The organism is Hymenobacter citatus, assembly GCF_014333615.1.
GTDB lineage: Bacteria > Bacteroidota > Bacteroidia > Cytophagales > Hymenobacteraceae > Hymenobacter > Hymenobacter citatus.
In genome coordinates, this window is sequence record NZ_JACSCY010000002.1 from 388,690 (window position 1) to 405,827 (window position 17,138).

The window sequence follows — 17,138 nt, forward strand, 5'->3', positions numbered from 1 at the left end:
TGCTAGTTGAACGAGTCGTTGTTGCGCCTGTCGTTCACGCGTGAGAAGGTCCTTCGCAAGCTCAGGATGACACACGTTTTTTTACTCACTATCTCACCACCTCACAATTCCATTATATCCTCATTCCAGAGGGTAGGCTCGGCTTCGATGAACTCCTGCATCATCTCCACGCACTCGGGTAGGTTGAGGATTTCCACTTCCACGCCGTGTGATTGCAAGAACTCCAATGACTCGCCGAAGGTCTGAGCTTCGCCTACCACTACTTTCGGGATTTTGAACTGCACGATGGTGCCGGCGCACATGTAGCAGGGCATCAGGGTAGTGTAGAGCACTGTGTCGCGGTAGGTGCGCTGGCGGCCGGCGTTGTTGAGGCAGTCCATTTCGCCGTGCAGAATAGGGTTGCCCTCTTGCACGCGCTTGTTGTGGCCGCTGGCCACCAGCTCGTCGCCGCGGCGCAACGCGGAGCCGATGGGAATGCCGCCTTCTTTCCGGCCAGCGCGGGCTTCGTCGATGGCGGCTTGCATGAATTGATCTTTCATAGTGGGGTAGGGAGTGTTGTTGAAGTATAGTAAAGCTATGCTAATGGAATATCTAGCACGTCATTCCGAGCTTGTCGAGGAATCTCGCGTGCTGATGTTGGATTACTAATCAAAAGTCAGCACGCGAGATTCCTCGACAAGCTCGGAATGACGTTCTTGTGACCACAACGACATCCTATCAGCGTGCACAAATGCCCCGGTAGGCGCAATACTGGCACCTATCCAAATCGTCGGTTTTGCGGATGGGTTCCAGCGGGTCGAGGATGCGGTGGACCAGCTGGCCTAGTAGTTCCTCGCTGGCTTGTCGAAACGACTGACCATCTTCCGTCAGAAACGACATATCGGCCGTGAGCAGGCCACCGGGTAGGTTGCGCATGGAGAGGATGGCTGCGTCGGCGGCGGGGTGGTCGTTGGCTTCCAGCATGAAGCGGTAGAGCCAGAGCTGGCGCACCTTCTCGGCGCCCGAACTAGCCTCTAGCAGCAGGCGTTCTATAGCGGCTGTGGCGGGTTCTTTGGCTTTTTGCAGCTTCAACTCGAAACCCTGCACCATGCCGGTTTTGTAGTCTACCACCCGCAGGCTGCCGTTGGGTAGGCGGTCCAGCCGGTCGGCGTAGCCGATGAGGCGCACGGGCAGCTTTTCGCCGTCGGGCATGGGCACAAACACCGTGGCAAAAAGCTGTTGCTCCAGTGCATGAATCTGCAAGGGTAGGGCGCCAGGCTGCGTGAGCAGGCTCTCGAAGTAGCGCCGCACCAGTTGCACCGCCACCTGGCCCAGCACGTAGTTCAAGCCTTCGTCGGCGCGGGCGTGGCGCTCTTTTTCCTCGCGGCGCAGGGCGCGGGCCACTTCTTTATCGGTTTGCTTGAGGAGGGCCGGAATATCCTCGGCCGTGAGCGGGCGTTGCTCCTGCACAAAGGGCTGCAACAGCTTCTCCAATGCCGCGTGCACCGCCGTCCCGAATCCATCGACACCCAGCGTTTCCTCCACCTCCTCGGCCTCCTGAAACCGCGCAATGCGCGAGAAATAAAACTGCAACGAGCAGCCCACAAACTGGTTGAGCGCCGAGGGCGACAGACCGCGCTCCAACGCCCCACGCAGGGCCGCCAGCATTTCGGGGTCTTTGGCAAGCGTGAGGTCGCCCAGTGCCGTTTCCACCACTTCAGTGCTAGCGGGACGTTTGGGTTCTAGTGAGGGTAGGGCAGACGGGACTGTTTCCACCGTCACATCGCACAGCACCAGTCGAGGATTTTGCAGGCGTAAGTCGTTCTCTATCTGCAATAAAAAGCGGCTACGCTCGCCGGTGCGGCTGCCGTCGGCGCCGGGCAGCACGTGCAGCAGATCGACGCGGCGGGCGCGCTGCAAGAGGCGCCAGAACTGGTAGGCCGTGGCCGCTTCGTGGTCGGCGTAGGTGGGCATGTTGAACGCCGTGAGCACGTCGTAGGGAAATAGCGAGGCGTGGTTTTTGGGCGCCGGCAACACCCGCTCGTTGCAGCTCAGGATGATGATATGGTCGAAGTCCAAGGCCCTGGTTTCCAGCAGGCCCATCACCTGCACATCGGCAATGGGCTCGCCGGAAAAGGGTAGGCGAGTGCGGGCCATCTGCTCGTAGAGAAACCGCCGGAACGAGCGCACCGACAGCCGCTGCTCCCGGCAGTCAAACACTGAATCGAGCCGCTTCACCAACGTGAAAAACAGGTACAGGTACTCCGCCTCGATAGCCGAGTGTTGATCCTGGTAGGCCTTTTTGAGTAGGTCGATGAGCGTGTAGCAAGCGGCAATGATGTCGTCGCAGGTGTCCCAGGTGGCAAACAGCGCCTCAATAAGTGGGTGTTGTTTACCCATTTCCAGCAGCTCGGTGGCAGGAAGCAGCACGGCCTGGCGCTTGATAATCTGCTGGCAAATCTGGTCGAGCAGGTGGTGGGGCTGCTTGGGCTGCTGATCGAGCCAGTGCTGGTAGCGCCGCAAAAAGGGGTGCGTAAGCAGCTTCTGTACGGCCAAATGATGATAGCGCGGCACACCGTAGCCCGTTTCCAAAGAGCCTTCCCGAATGCCGGTCAGGTGCACCTCAAACAGTAAATCCACCAGGTTAAACAGGGGCGTGCTCTGGAAGCTCAGGCCCATGGTCACGTTGTACTCCGGCACGGCATCCAGGGGTAGGCCGTGCAGCACGGGTAGGAGCAGGGTTTCGTCGGGTAGCACCACGGCTACCTTGGCTTTGAGGTCGAGGCGGCGCGACTCGGCCAGCAACTGCCCGGCCACTTTGCCCTGCATAGAGGAGTTGGCCACGCCCACAAACTGCACCTGGCGGGGTAGGCCGCGTAGCAACTCCGGCAGGCCATGGCCGGGTATGCCGCCAAACGCCTCGGCTGGCAGGTCCCAGTCTTTGGCGTAGCGGCGCAGGTGCTGGCCGGCGCGGTTGGGCGAGTTGGATTCCAGGTAAAACGCGTCGCCGTCGAACAACACCTCGGCCCGACCGGCTTTGCGCAGGCGCCGGATCAGCCGTTCCTCCGACTTCGACAGTGAGCCGAGGCCCAGAAACACGTGCTGGGGCAGGGTTTCGCCGGCTTCCAAACGGTGCTTGATGCGGCGCGTAGCCAGGCGGTAGGCCAGGCCAGGATAGGCGAGGTGGTCGTGCTCCATGCGCCGACGCAGGCGCCAGTACACCTTTTCCAGGTCGTCCCAGAAGCGGAAGTAGGCAGCGGTGGTGCTGGTTTCGGGCGGCGTCAAAGACAAATCCCAGCGCTCTAAGGCCTTGGCCTGGGTGAGGTACTCGAAGACTTTCTTCGGGTTAGCCAGGTTCTGGTCGAGGTTGGAGAAGTCCTGCAACAGCAGCCCCGACCACCCCACAAACTGGTCGAAATCCAGGTGGGCGTCGATGTCGCGCAGGATGTCGAACAGCAAGAGTTGGAGGGCAATGGGCTCTTCTACCTGCACACCGGCCAGCTCTACCATGTAGTCTTCCATGGCCGCAATGCGCGGGCTCCACACGGCCTGGCCTACCTCGGCGGCCAGGGCCAGCTCATTCTTCAGATACACCACCGCCCGGCGCGTGGGCACCACCACCACCACATCCGACAGCTCGCCGCCGGGGTAGCGCGCCAGCAGGTGCCGGGCAGCCTGGGCAAGGAAGGGTAGGGGCCGCACGGTGGGTACCACTATGGTATTTTCGGGAAGAGTAGCAGTAGATTGGGTAGAAGGCATATACTTGGTGGAGCAAACGGCAACTTAAAGGTACGCTACTCCGTCAACCCTCACACCATGAAAAAATTCCTCTTCGCTACGTTCCTCCTCGCTGCTTCTGCTGGGCCGCTCGCTGCCCAGCAGCAAATCCTGCCGCTTTACACGGGAACCATTCCCGATTCTAAGCCGAACAAAAGCGTTACGGAAACCGCCGAGAAGCGTCCCGATGGCGCTGAGTTTGTGCGGCAGGTGGTGCAGCCTAAGCTGTTGGTGTACCCTGCCCCGGCCGACAAAGCCAACGGCACGGCCGTGGTGGTGTGCCCCGGCGGCGGCTACGGCTTTCTGTCGATGGTGAACGAGGGCTACCAAGTGGCCGAGAAGCTAAACGCCATGGGTATCACGGTGTTCGTACTGAAATACCGCCTGCCCGACGACCACACCCAGCCCGACAAAAGCATCGCGCCGCTGCTGGATGTGCAGCAGGCTGTGCGAATGGTGCGCGAGCAGGCCGCCAAGTTCAACGTCAACCCCAACCGCATTGGGGTGGCGGGTTTTTCGGCCGGCGGGCACCTGGCCAGCACCGCGGGCACGCACTTCGCGCAGCCGGTGGGCCCCAAGCCTGGTCCTACCTCCGTGCGCCCCGATTTTTTAATTCTGGCCTACCCCGTCATCACCTTCAACGACAGCCTCACGCACCGGGGCTCACGGGAAAACCTGATCGGCAAAAACGGGTCGGCCGAGCAAGTGCGGCTGTATTCCAACGAGTTGCAAGTGACGGCCCAAACGCCGCCTACCTTCCTCGTGCACACCCAGGACGACGGGGTGGTGCCCGTGCAAAATAGCCTGCTGTTCTACCAGGCCTGCCTGCGCCACAAGGTACCCGTGGAGATGCACCTCTACCCCAAGGGCGGCCACGGCTACGGCTTCTACAATCGCACTACCAAAGACGATTGGGCGGAGCGCCTGCGTAACTGGTTGGATATGAATGGGTGGCTGACGAAATAAAAAACGGACGCCCCTCCTTATCATAAGGAGGGGCGTCCGTTTTTAGGCACTATAGAACCTACTCTTTGTTAAATCGGCCGAGGTAGCCGCCGCCTTCTGTCAGGTTGAGCGTCAGCTTGCTTTGCTTGCTCATACTGCTGGTTTTCAGTGCATCGGCTTTCGGGTTACCGGCTTCATCGGCCAGTGAAGTGGCCTTGTAGTTTCCGGCTCCCAAAAAGCTCATATCCACTGTCACTTGCTGCGCCTTTTCGCCGTTTAGGGCGGCCAGGTACCAGGTGGTGCCGTTGCGCCGGGCCAGTAGGGAGAGGCCGCCGATTTCGCTGGCAGGTAGCACGCGGGTTTCGTCCCATACATTGGGGATGTTCACAATCAGGTCTTTGGCTTGGCTGGCCAGAATGGCTTCCGGGTTGGCGGCCACGCACAGGAAGGGCGAGGTGAAGGTGGCCATGCTGGCTACCTGGTGGGCCAGGGTAGTGCCCTTGCCAATGTCGCGGAAGGTGAGGGGGGTGTAGTCGCCGTGGCCGGCCAGGTAGCGGGTGAAGGGTAGGGTAGCGTTGTGGGCGGGCCACACGGTTTCGTTTTCCAACCCCCGCACGCCCTCGCGCGACACCTCGTTGGGCCAGGTGCGCGCTTCGCCGGTAGGCTTGTTGGCGCCGTGGAAGTCCAGCATCAGCTGCAACTCGGCCGCGTCGTGCAAAGCAGCTTGGTAGAAGTCGATGATTTCCTGCGACTCCGTATTGAAAAAGTCGATTTTCAACCCCACTACCCCAATGTCTTTGCAACGCTTGAAGAAGGCTTTGCGGGCGGCTGGGTCTTTCAGGCCGGGGGTGCCGTCGTGGTCGGGGTAGGCTTTCCACACCCAGACTTTCACGTTTTGCGCAGCGGAGTAGGTCACCAGTTCCTGCATCAGCTGCCACGGGTCTTTGCCGCCATCCTGCCAGCGCGACCAACCTTCATCCACCAAGTTATACTGAAAGCCCAGCTGACCAGCCCACTGCGAAAAGCGCTTCATGTTCTCGAACGTGACGCCGCCGTTGCCAGCCAGCCACGACCACACGCTTTTGCCCGGCTTAATCCAGCTGGTGGCCATGCCCTGCGGAAACAGCTGCGGGTCGGGCTTGGGCGCCACGTTGTGCACAATGTCGCAGTTGACGAGCGTGTTCAAGTCAGGCCCTACCTCAATGATGCGCCAGGGCGTTTCGACGGGGCCGGTTTTCTTGGTGTTGCCACTCAGGTGAGCCTTAAACACGCGCTTGCCCTCGGCCACCAACGACATGCCCGCAAAGTCGGTGAGGCCACCCTCGGTGATGGCCAGGTAGCCCTGCTTGCCGGGCAGTTGCACCGTGAGCGGCGGCCCCGCTTTCAGCCCAGCCTGCACGTCTTCGATACGCTGCTTTTGGTACTTGCCTTCGTAGTTGCCGATGTCCGGCTGGCTCCAGACAATGCTACCCGCAGGTAGAGTAAAGCGGGTGTTATCGGCCGTGGTGGTGCTGGCGCCGGTTTGGCCAACCACGTAGCGTAGGGCTACGCCATCATTGAACACGCGCGCTTCCACTTGAAAGGCAGGCGTATTGCTGCTGCCCTTAACTGGCACCACGGCCCCGTTGTAGTGGTTTAGTGCCTTGCTGTGTACGCCGCGCCAGGCGTAAGTTTCGTTTACAGAAGTCCGCTTTACGGCACCAAAGGAGCTGCCTTTGCCTATGTCTTGCTGATCCAGTTGTAGCCCCAGCGTGGAGGGCTCCATCACCGGTTTACCCTTGTACACCACACGGTATTGCAGCTGGCCCTGGGTGAAGAATAGCTCCATTTGCAGGTTCTTGTCGGGGCTGACCACGGTGGTTGGTTTGGTCTGCGCCAGCACGTGGTGGAGGGGTAGTGCTTGACTCAGCAAGAGAGCAAAGCTGAATAAGGGAAGTTTGTGCATATCGGGGTTGAAAGATGGTTAGGGTAAGGTGCGGAATACTATTAATTAGAAGCTAGGACTAGAACTCCCCTCCTTTTTTAAGGAGGGGGGGCGCAGGGCGGGGTGGTAAAACCGTTGAACGACAGCTAGAACTAATAAACTAAAGACTATATAATGTTAGAGCTAGCATCGTTCTGGCGGCTTTACCACCCCGCCCTGCGGGCACCCCTCCTTAAAAAAGGAGGGGAACTAGCCCTAGCTTCTAGCTACTAACTTCTAGTTTCTAGCAATAGCCTGTTACTGCGTGATGACGGCTACCTCACCACCATCACGGAACAGGCTAAAAGGTACAAAATACCCCTGGTTGGCGGCGCCGTTCACCTGGATGCTGCGCAGGTTGCGGCCCGTGCCGGAGTGCTTCACCGTTAGGGTCTTGCCGCCGGGCATGTGCCACTGCACCTCATCAAACACGGGCACGCTCACGATGTAGCGTGTATCGGCCGCCGAGAAGGGGTAGAGGCCCGTGGCGCTGAACACGTACCAGGCCGACATCTCGCCGGCGTCGTCCATGCCGGAGTAGCCCAGCTGGTTTTTGCCCATGCCGTAGAAGCGGTCCATAATCTCATCCAGCCGGCGTTGCGACTTCTCGGGCTTGCCCACGAAGTAGTAGGAAAACGGCGCTTCGTGGTCGGGCTGGTTGCCGTGGCAATATTGCCCAATGAAGCCCGACACGTTGCGGGCAATGTAGCTCGTGTTCCAGGGCACCGTAAACAGCGAGTCGAGCTTAGCCTCAAAAGCCTGCGGGCCACCGTACAGCTTCACCAGGCCGGGCATATCGTGGGGCGCGAAGAACGACACTTGCCAGGCATTGGCCTCGCGGAACATGTACTCGTAGTAAGGATACTCCGGATTGAAGTTCTTCACCCACTGCCCGTTGGCCAGGCGGCCGCGCATAAAGTTGGTGCCGTGGTCGAACACGTTGCGGTAGTTCTTCGAGCGCGCCATCAGGGTGCGGTAGTTGGCCGTATCTTTCAAGGCTTTAGCCATCTGAGCCACGGCGTAGTCGTCGAAAGCGTATTCCAGCGTCTTCGACACGCCGGCCTTGCCCTTGCTTTCCACGTGTGGGTTGGGTACTTCCTCAGTGGCGATATAGCCTTTTTCAATATACTCCTTGATGAAAGGGCGCGTGCCGCCCTCCACGTTGGCGTTGCGCAGCATCAGGCGGTACACATCCTGCACGTCGAAATTGGTGAGGCCGCGCTGGTAGGCGCCCGCAATAAAGGACGCCGCGTGGTCGCCGTGGAAGAAGGTAGGCAGGAACCCGGTTTTCTTGCCTTCATCGTGCATCGACTTAATGACATCGGTGGTAGCCTCGGGCGCAAGCATGCTCATCAGCACGTCCTTGTTGCGGTAGGTGTCCCACAGCGAAGGCTCGGTGTAGTAGTTGAAGTCGGCCTTCACCACGTTGCCTTTCGTGTCGCGGAACTCGCCGTTCAGGTCGCTGCGCAAGGCCGGCCACAGGAAGGAGCGGTACAGGCAGCTGTAGAACATTTCCTTCTGCTTGGGCGTGCCGCCCTTCACGTCTACCCGCGCCAGCATCTTCTCCCAGGTGTCGGCGGCAGCGCGGCGCACCTCGTCAAACGAGCGGCTACCTATTTCCTGCGCCAGGTTTTGCTTGGCATTCTCGATGCTCACGAACGAGATGCCGATGCGCAGCTCTACCGGTTTTTTGCCCCCATCGGGGAGGCGCACCACGGCCAGGCCGTCTTTGGTGCCCGGGCCGCGCACATCCAGGTTCTGAATATTTTCGCTCAGCATCCCGTAGAAAAACACCGTCTGCCGGCCGGTTTCCTGAAAGCCCTGCACGGCCGCGTCGCCGGCCTTTTCCATGGCCCAGTTCGTCACCCGCTCGTTGGACTGCGCCAGCTTGAATACGATGCTGCGGTTGTCTTGTTTTTCGAACCGATACCGGTGAAAGCCACAGCGCAGGGTCGAGGTCAGTCCTACCCACACGTCGTAGTCGCGCAGTATCACGCCGTAGTAGCCCGGCGAGGCCGATTCGGTCTTTTTGTCGAAGCGCGAGGAGTAGTCGCCTTTGGCGTTGGCCGCGCCCGTTACGGGCAAAATAGGCAGGTGGCACAGGTTCCAGTGGCCTTTGTTGGTGTGCGTGAAGGCCACAATCACGGAGTCCTCGTAGTCGTAGCCCGCGCCGGTATGAAACTCCGTGATGGGACTCAGCTGCACCATGGCGTTGGGTAGGGCACTGCCCGGAAATACCAGTCCGGCCCAGGCGCCGCGCCAGTCCGGGGGCGTGGTGTAGCCCATGTCTTTGGGGTCGTTGAGCGGCCCCGTACCCATAAAAGGGTTGGCGTATTGCAGGTGGCCGCCCACCTGCTCGCCCCACTCATTGTTGTTGGCGCTAGTAGGTGGGGTGGTTTTGGTGCAGGAGAAAACGGCCAGAGTGGAAAGAAGAACGTAGCTAGGTCGTTTCAGCATGAGTGAGGAGGTAAGAATAACCCTGACAGGGGCTTGAAATCCTGTCAGGGCTAAGGGTTTTTGAAATCAAAGGGATGAACTTTTTTACAGCACGTTGCGGGCCTGCAAATCGGCCAGCGCTTCCAGCATCATCACGCCGCTCATTTCGGTAGAGCCATCTACGGTGCTGCCAGGTAGGGTGGTCCAGTTGGTGTTGAAGATATACTGTGGCCGGCGCGTGCCCTTCGAGTAAAGACTTTCGCCGTTAAACTTCAGAAAAGACACATAATTAGCTCGGTTGGTGGCACTCACGGCCGGCTCGGTAGCCAGAATGGTGAGGTAGCGCACCAGAACACCTTTGAACAAACCGCCGTCGCCATTGCCTTCATCCTTCATCACACCACCTGGCGAGAGCTGGGTGTTGTTGAGCACGTAGGCGGCCGTGCGGTTGGCATCGTCGAGGTAGGAGGTTTGCTGAGTGGCCCGGTACAAGGCCACGCCCGCTCCTATAAAGGTGCCCTGGTTGTAGGTGAAAATCCAGTTCTTGTCAATCTGGTTGTTGCCCTCCCGGTTCACGCCATCCCATACGGCGCCATCGGCGGGGTCTACCAGCTTGGATTTCTGCCAGCTGTAGATCTTTTTCGCCCACTCCAGGTCGTCGGGGTTGCGGTCGAGCATATAAAGACGGGCGGCCAGAATGGCTGCGGGGGCGTTGGCGGGCGTGTTTTTGTAGCTGCGCTGCGTTTTTTTCCACGCAATGCCGCCGCCCTGCTGCTCGTTCCAGCCCAGCTTAATGTCGTTCCAGAGCAGGGTAGCAATGTTTTTGTACTCGGTTTCCCTGGTCACCTCGTAAGCGCGCAGGCAGGCCAGCGCATGCCACTCCATGTCGTCGTAGAACTCGTTGAGGTAGGTGTTGCCGTTTTTGGCTTTTGCCCCCTGTATCACCTGCCGCATACGGGTAAGGTAGTCGGCGCTGCTGGTGCGCTGGAAGCCATCAATCAAGATATCGAGGCCGTGCGCTTGCCACCAGTAGTTGAAATTGGTTTGGCCGGCATTGTTTTGCCGATAGTAGTTTTCGTTGGCGACGTAGAAGTTCTGCTGCAACGCGGCCTGGGCCGAGTCGGCGCGGGCCGACCAGTTGGCCGTGGCCACCACGGGCGGCGCGGTGGGCGGGGCCACGTAGTCGTCTACGGGGTCTTTGCAGGCGGTCAGTAACAGGCCCAACAAGACGCTGCTACCTATGCGGGAATACCAGGAAGTCAAGATCATATCAATTAGTTGCTTAGGGAAAGTGAGTTTGAGCGGGTAGGCGGTGAGCCAGGCTATCAGCTGGTTTGCTGGTTACCAGTCTCACCGCCGCCTCTCAAAAGCCGCATTAGCGAATCACGACCTGGTGCGTGTAAGGGCCGTCGGGCTGCATGCGCACGGTCACGTCCACGCTCTTTTTATCAGCTTCCGTCTGAAACTTGTAGGTGTAGTCGTACGACGCGGCCGTCACGGGCATTAGATAGTAGTACGAGGCCGGCGTACTGGCTGTAGCGCGCTGGTTATCAGAGTTGCTGCTGCCGTAGAACTGTTGGGTGGTAGCGCCGGCAGCGTTTTTCTCCGTGAACCGGAACTTGTAACGCTCATCGCGGCCCCAGCTTTCCTGGAAAAACTCGATGGGCGTATTCTCTACTTTCCACACGCCTTTACCCACATAAGGTAGGGTCACCAGGATCTTGCTTTGGGGCGCAAACCACAGGCCCACGGACTCGATTTCGGTGAGGGTAGCGGCGGCGTTGTTGAAATCCAAACGGATGCGGTACACTTTGGGCGTGGTAGTGGGGCTGGTGCCCTGGTTGCCTTCCACCAGCTTGTTACCGTCGATGGCGTAAGTAGTGGATGTGCCGCTGGTTTGGTCAATCAGCTTCACATCGCCGGCGCTCAGGCGGGTATACAGCTCAAACACACCGGCCGAGATGCTCTTGAATTGGATGGCCTGGCTGGCATTGGCACCCGCCTCCGTGCCCGAGCCCGTGAGGTAGAGGGTAGGGGGCAGGGTAGAGAAGCCCGCGGGCCGCTCCAGCGTCATCATCCGCGTCTCGGTGCCCTTCTGCACGTTCAGGCCCTTCGAGGCATTCACCGTCCAGATCAGTTTGCCCTGCTGCTGCGACTTGATGCCGGCAATATCGGCAATGCGGTTCAAGTCGCCGTGGCTGAGCACCAGGCGGTTATCGAGGCCGTTGGTGCCCGAGGCAATGCTGTACACGGGCTTCGAAAAGTCACCGCCTTCTTTGTCGAACACCAGCTCGTAGAGCACCACCGTGCCGTCGGCGGCGCGGGCTTGGCCCCACTCAAACGTCACGGCCGCGTTGGACGGCGGGTCGAGGCGGATAAACGCGTTGTTGACGGGCGAAATCAGGTTCGATACCGGCGTAATGGTCTCGTCCAGGGCGTTGTCGTCGTCGTTGCAGGCTGAGAAAATGCCGGTCAGGAAAAGAAAGAGAAAGAGAAATATGGGACGGGTTTTCATTATGAGTAGTTGTTGATTGTTAGTTGCTTATTTCTTGATGAGAACGTCATGCCGCTCGCACGTCATTCCGAGATTTCTCACTCCATTCAAAATGACGTCCTGATGGAGCGGTAGAGATGCTTCGGCTGCGCGGACGCCAGATAGAGCATGACGTTCTTTCATAGTCACGCAGTCACTTGGTTTACCAGCCTGGGTTTTGCTCCAGGTTGCCGTTGATGTCCCGCTCGCGCTGAGGGATGGGCCAGAGGTAGTGGCGGGCCGGATCGAAGGTGCGCTGGTCTACGCGCAGGTAGCCGTTGTCCACGTTCGGGTCGCCGGCCTTGATGCCGTGGGCGAAGCCGTTGAGCGCGGTTTCGGCCGTGCGCCAACGACGGAGGTCGAAGATGCGCAGGCCTTCCATGGCCAATTCTGTGCGCCGCTCGCGGCGGATGGTGGCTTGCAGGCTGGCTTTGTCGCCGCCAGGAAAGGTGAGGGCCGCAGCATCCGTAAAGCCCGCCCGACGCCGTAGCGCCCCGATGGTGTTGTTCCAGTCAGTGGCCGTAAACTGGCCCAGCTCGTTCTTGGCCTCCGCGTTCATTAGCAGCACATCGGCGTAGCGAATCAGAATCAGGTTCAGGCCCGAGTTCAGGTTGGCGTCGGAGGTGGGGTCGAAGTACTTCGAGGAATAGTAGCCGGTAGGGCTGGCGTCCTGGCGGTCGATGGAGTTGTCGCCGGTGCCGGGGAAGGTGCGGATGGTGATGGTCGAGTTATCGGGGCGGCGCCACACGTAACCGTCGTACACCAGCGTAGCCATAAAGCGCGGGTCGCGGCCCTGGTAGGGCGTGGCCTCGTTGTAGCCTGAGCCGGCTTCGGTAATGGCTTTGCCATTGGCCATCAGGTAGCTGTTCACCAACTCCTGGGTAGGGGCAATAGACGTGACCAACTTACCCTCGGTGCGCGGAATAAACTGCCGCTGCACCGAGTGCGTGCGCGTGGGGAAGGCATACTGCAAATCCAGCATGTCCTCGTTGTTGTTCTCGTTGCTGGGTGCGAATACGCCCATATAGCTCGGAAACAGGCTATATGTGCCCATCGAGCCACTCATCAGCTGTGTCGTAACGGTCACTACATCGGCCCAACGGCCTTCATACAGCAGTACGCGGGCTTTCAGCGCCATGGCGCCACCCTTCGTGAAGCGGCCTTTATCCTCGGCCCCATAGGCTGTATTCAGGGGTAGAACGGCGGCAGCGGCATCCAGCTCCTTCAACACAAAATCCAGGACCTCGGGGCGGGGCGTGCGGGTTACGCTGTTGGCCTCCGTCACGCTCAGCTCGGTGGTGATGAGGGGCACGGCGCCGTACCAAGTCATCAGCTGAAAGTAGTGGAACGCCCGAATAGCCTGCGCCTCTGCAATGTAGCGGGCCTTCAGGCCCGCGTCGAGCGACGTAATCTTGTCGATGTTGGTCAGCAGGCGGTTGCAGGCGCGGATGCCGCCGTAGTGGTAACCCCACTCATTGGTGATGCGCGCCTGGTTGGTGCCGTAGGCGCCCTCGGCCACGTTGCGCACGTTGGAGCCGTCCACGTCGCTTTTGTTATAGGCGTTGTCGGAGAGGGCTTCGTTGAAGAAGAAGTACTCGCTGGGGTAGAGGCCGGCGTAGCAGGAGTTGAGCACGTTGGCCGCATCGCTGGGCTGTGTCCAGAACGTGGCGTCGGTGGGGCGGTCGGTGGGGGGTAGGTCCAGGTCCTGGCAAGCCGTGAAGCTTAGTCCAAGGCCCAGCAGGAAGATATAAGGAAGGGTACGTTTCATCGTCTGTTATCTATTTACCTATGATTATTAAATGGCTGTTCGTCATGCTTCGTCTGGCGTCCGCTTGTCGAAGCATCTCCTACCGTCAGTAGTTCCTCACAAGTGAGATTACCGTTGCGGTAGAGATGCTTCGACTCCGCTGCGTCCCTTGCTTGATGCGCAACATGCTCAGCATGACAGTGCATTCATCCATTTAAAAAGAAACCGTGAGGCCCAGGGTGGTCACGCGTACGCTGGGGTACACGCGGCCGCTGCTGCCTACACCACCGCCCAGGCCCACGCTCTCGCTGAACTCCGAGATTTCGGGGTCGAAGCCAATGCTGCGCAAGTGCGTGATGGTGAACAGGTCCTGGCCCGATACAAACACGCGCAATTGCTGGATACCCGCCTTAGAAGTTAGAGCTGAGGGTAGGGTGTAACCCAACTGCACGTTTTTGAGGCGAGCGTAGGCGCCGTTGCGCAGCCAGTAGTTGGAGCCCTGGTTGTTGTTGGTAGAGGCCGTACCCACAGTCAGGCGGGGGTAGGAGGCATCGGGGTTGGTAGGAGTCCACCGGTCGAGGTGCTGCTTATACACGTTCTCCCAGTTGTTGTGGAACGCTTCTACGCCCTCACCACGGATGTAGAGGTTACGACGGCCTACCCCCTGCACAAACACCACCAGGTCGAAGCCCTTGTAGGTGGCCGTGTAGTTGGCGCCAAACGTCAGGCGTGGGAAGGGGTTGCCCAGCACGTAGCGGTCGTCCTGGTTGATGACGCCGTCGCCGTTGCGGTCCACGTAGCGGATGTCGCCGGGGCGCAGGCTGCCGGGCGTTACGAAGGCTGGCTTGGGGCCGTTGGCAATTTCCTCCGTGTTCTGGTAGAAGCCATCGGTGCGGTAGCCATAGTAGGAGTTGATGGGGTAGCCCTCACGGATGATGTTGGTGGCATCGCCACCCCGGATGGTTTCCACGCCTTTGGTGTCGCGCACCAGGTTGCGGGTGTCGGCTGCGTTCAGCGTCAGGGTCTGGTTGAAGCCGCGGGCGGTGTTCATGCGGTACGTAGCCGATACTTCCCAGCCTTGGTTTTGTACGCTGGCTGCGTTCTGGGTAGGAGCGCCGGCGCCATAGGCCCCAGCCACTGGCAGGTCAATCAGAATGTCGTTGGTGCGCTTGTCGAAGTAGTCGAAGCTCACCGACAGGGCGTTCTGCAAGAAAGCCACGTCTACCCCCACGTTGCCCATGGTAGCTGTTTCCCAGGTAATACCTTGGTTGGCGGTGCTAAAGTTGACGCCTGCTACTGGCTGGTTGCCAAAGGCATACGCGCCCGGTGCCGTGCTAATCGTGCTCAGGTAGCGATACAGACCGATGTTCTGGTTGCCGAGCTGCCCGATAGAGCCGCGTACTTTCAGGTCGCTAAACGTGGGTTGCAGGAAGTCCAGGAAGTTTTCTTCCAGCGGCCGCCAGCCCACCGATACCGATGGGAAGAAGCCCCAGCGCTTGTCGCTGGCAAAGCGCGACGAGCCATCGTAGCGGAAGCTACCCTCGATGAGGTATTTGTTAGCAAAAGCGTAGTTCACGCGGCCGAATACTGAGTTCAACGCCCACTGCTCGTTGTTGCCGTAGGTGCCATTGGGGTGGAAGCCGCCGCTGGGGTCCGAAATGCCGGTGTAGGTGGTGCCGTTGCTAATCACCCCGAAGTCGTTGCCGGGGATGTTGATAACGGCAATACCCGACCGGTCATCGTTGAAATGCTCGCTGGAATAGCCTACTAGCACCTTCACATCGTGCTTGTCGGCAAACAGGTGCTCGTAGTTAAGGGTAGCTTGGTAGTTGGTGAGCAGGGTGCGCTGGGTGCGGTTGGTCACGGCGTTGTTGCCGTCGCCGCCGGAGGTAGGCGAGCCGTCGGGCGTCACGTACTGCAAGCTGCGCCGAAACTCGTCCATGCGGTAGTTCCACAGGTCGCCGCCCACCAGGCCGCGTAGTTTCAGGCCTTTGATGATTTCGTACTCGGCATTGAGGTTGGCGTAGCCGTTGTCGTCGGCGAAGGTGCGCTGGCCACCATTGCGCAAGCGGTTCACGGGGTTGGCGGTAGAGGTAGGGGCCGTCAGATACCGGCCGGCCGAGTCTTGCAGCGGGTAGATAACCGGGATGCGCACGGCGTCGCCGATAATCCAGTCGGTGCCGTAGGCGTGCTCCTTACGGTTCACGCGGGCGTAGGCCAGAATAGCGCCTACCGACAGCTTATCCGTTACCTGCGTGTTCAGGTTCAGGCGGGCGTTCAAACGCTTATAGCCGTAGTTGTCACCCACAAACAGGCTATTTTGGTCCACGTAGCCCAGCGACACCAGGTAGCGCGTCTTGCCCGAGCCACCACTTAGGCTGAGGTTGTGGTTTTGCTGCAACGCCTGCTTTTTCAGCACCGCGTCCAAATACCACTCGTTGTCGCCGCGGGCCACCTGCTCGCGAATCTGCTGGGGCGAAAACTGCGGAGCCTGGCCCGAGTTTACCAACGCCTCGTTCTTGAGCTGCATAAACTCCAGGCCCGTTACCGGCCGGCGCAGGAAGGTAGGCGTCTGCAAGCCCACAAGGGTATTGTAGGTCACCACGGGCTTTTGGTTGAGGGCGCCTTTCTTAGTGGTCACCAGCAGCACGCCATTGGCCCCGCGCGAACCGTAAATGGCCGCCGAGGCGGCATCTTTCAGTACCGTAACGCTCTCAATATCATTGGGGTTGATGGAGTTTAGCGAGCCGGCAATGCCGTCCACAATTACCAGTGGCGAGGCATTGCCCAGTGTGCCTACCCCCCGGATGTTGATGTTGAGGCCCGCGCCCGGCTCGGCGCTGCTCTGCTGAATGGTCAGGTTGGGGGCAGTGCCCTGCAGGGCCTGCGACACGTTGGTTACGGGCCGGTTTTCCAGCGCTTTCGCCGATACCGTGTTCAAGGCGCCCGTCACCTCGGCTTTCTGCTGGGTGCCGTAGCCTACCACCACTACTTCTTCCAGCGCTTTCACGTCCTCGCGGAGCGTGATGGTGAGGTTACTGCCGGCATCTGCCACGGCTACTTCCTGGCGTACATAGCCTACAAAGCTGAACGTGAGGGTGCTACCCTCGGGTGCCTGCAGCGAGAAGTTGCCCTCTGCATCGGTGCTGGTACCAGTAGTAGTGCCCTTCACCACCACCGAAACACCCGGCAGACCGGCCCCGTTGGCATCCACGACGCGCCCCGATACGGGCGGTGCTTTGGAGGCGGAAACGTTTGCGCGTACATTGCCTACGTTGGAATCGATTGCAGATGTGGGTTTAGAAAGCACGCGCAATACCACGCGGTCCTCGTCCACATCATACTGAATTTTGAGGGGGGCCAGCAGCTCGTCGAGCACTGCCGACAGGGGCTCGTCCTGCACGCGCAGGCTCACTTTGCGCTCGGCTTTCACCAGCTGTTGGCTATACACAAAGCGTACGTTGTAGTGATGCGCAATCTGGCTCAGGGTAGACTTAATGGTCTGCGCTTCAACTTTCAGCGTAATTTTTTTCTCGAGGACCGCCTGCATGGGCTGCGAATGGGCAACGGCCTGGCCAGGCAGTCCTCCGCCTAGCACCGCCAGCAACAGCAGTACACGTAAGCAATACCCGACCAATGGTGGAAGGTGTACAGAATTTTTCATAGGGATAGTGGAAATGGGTAGGTGGGGGTTAGCGGTGAGGGTAGGGAAACATGCGTTGGGAAAAATTGAAAGTGAAAACATACTAACATGGAGC

The 17,138-nt window shown here is 59.5% G+C and carries 9 protein-coding genes; 1 reads left to right on the plus strand and 8 read right to left on the minus strand.

The annotated features are described in order from the left end of the window. Positions 1 to 101: 101 nt before the first annotated feature. Positions 102 to 539, minus strand: a complete 438-nt coding sequence (locus H8B15_RS03880) for a nucleoside deaminase (protein ID WP_216859062.1) — start codon at positions 537 to 539, stop codon at positions 102 to 104. A 178-nt stretch (positions 540 to 717) separates the two neighbouring features. Further along, positions 718 to 3,738 (minus strand): PD-(D/E)XK nuclease family protein, encoded by a 3,021-nt coding sequence (locus tag H8B15_RS03885; protein ID WP_187318348.1) that lies wholly within the window; start codon positions 3,736 to 3,738, stop codon positions 718 to 720. Between the two features lie 57 nt (positions 3,739 to 3,795). Here H8B15_RS03885 and H8B15_RS03890 point away from each other — a divergent pair, with 57 nt between their 5' ends. Then, complete coding sequence (locus H8B15_RS03890; protein WP_187318349.1) at positions 3,796 to 4,722, plus strand: alpha/beta hydrolase; 927 nt, start codon at positions 3,796 to 3,798, stop codon at positions 4,720 to 4,722. A 58-nt stretch (positions 4,723 to 4,780) separates the two neighbouring features. Here H8B15_RS03890 and H8B15_RS03895 read toward each other — a convergent pair whose 3' ends face one another. From H8B15_RS03895 to H8B15_RS03920, 6 genes are all read right to left on the minus strand, one after another. Further along, positions 4,781 to 6,646 carry a glycoside hydrolase family 97 protein gene (locus H8B15_RS03895; protein ID WP_187318350.1) on the minus strand — a complete coding sequence of 622 codons (1,866 nt, stop codon included), beginning with the start codon at positions 6,644 to 6,646 and terminating at the stop codon, positions 4,781 to 4,783. A 276-nt stretch (positions 6,647 to 6,922) separates the two neighbouring features. Further along, the gene (locus H8B15_RS03900; protein WP_187318351.1) at positions 6,923 to 9,121 is read right to left on the minus strand and encodes a GH92 family glycosyl hydrolase; all 2,199 of its coding nucleotides are present in this window, start codon (positions 9,119 to 9,121) and stop codon (positions 6,923 to 6,925) included. Positions 9,122 to 9,205: 84 nt separating this feature from the next. Continuing rightward, the gene (locus tag H8B15_RS03905; RefSeq protein ID WP_187318352.1) at positions 9,206 to 10,369 is read right to left on the minus strand and encodes a glycoside hydrolase family 76 protein; all 1,164 of its coding nucleotides are present in this window, start codon (positions 10,367 to 10,369) and stop codon (positions 9,206 to 9,208) included. A 106-nt stretch (positions 10,370 to 10,475) separates the two neighbouring features. Further along, positions 10,476 to 11,615: a SusE domain-containing protein gene (locus tag H8B15_RS03910; RefSeq protein WP_187318353.1), complete on the minus strand. Its 1,140-nt coding sequence runs from the start codon at positions 11,613 to 11,615 to the stop codon at positions 10,476 to 10,478. Positions 11,616 to 11,796: 181 nt separating this feature from the next. Then, the gene (locus H8B15_RS03915) at positions 11,797 to 13,401 is read right to left on the minus strand and encodes a RagB/SusD family nutrient uptake outer membrane protein (protein ID WP_187318354.1); all 1,605 of its coding nucleotides are present in this window, start codon (positions 13,399 to 13,401) and stop codon (positions 11,797 to 11,799) included. Positions 13,402 to 13,594: 193 nt separating this feature from the next. Further along, positions 13,595 to 17,044 (minus strand): TonB-dependent receptor, encoded by a 3,450-nt coding sequence (locus tag H8B15_RS03920; RefSeq protein WP_187318355.1) that lies wholly within the window; start codon positions 17,042 to 17,044, stop codon positions 13,595 to 13,597. Positions 17,045 to 17,138: the final 94 nt, after the last annotated feature.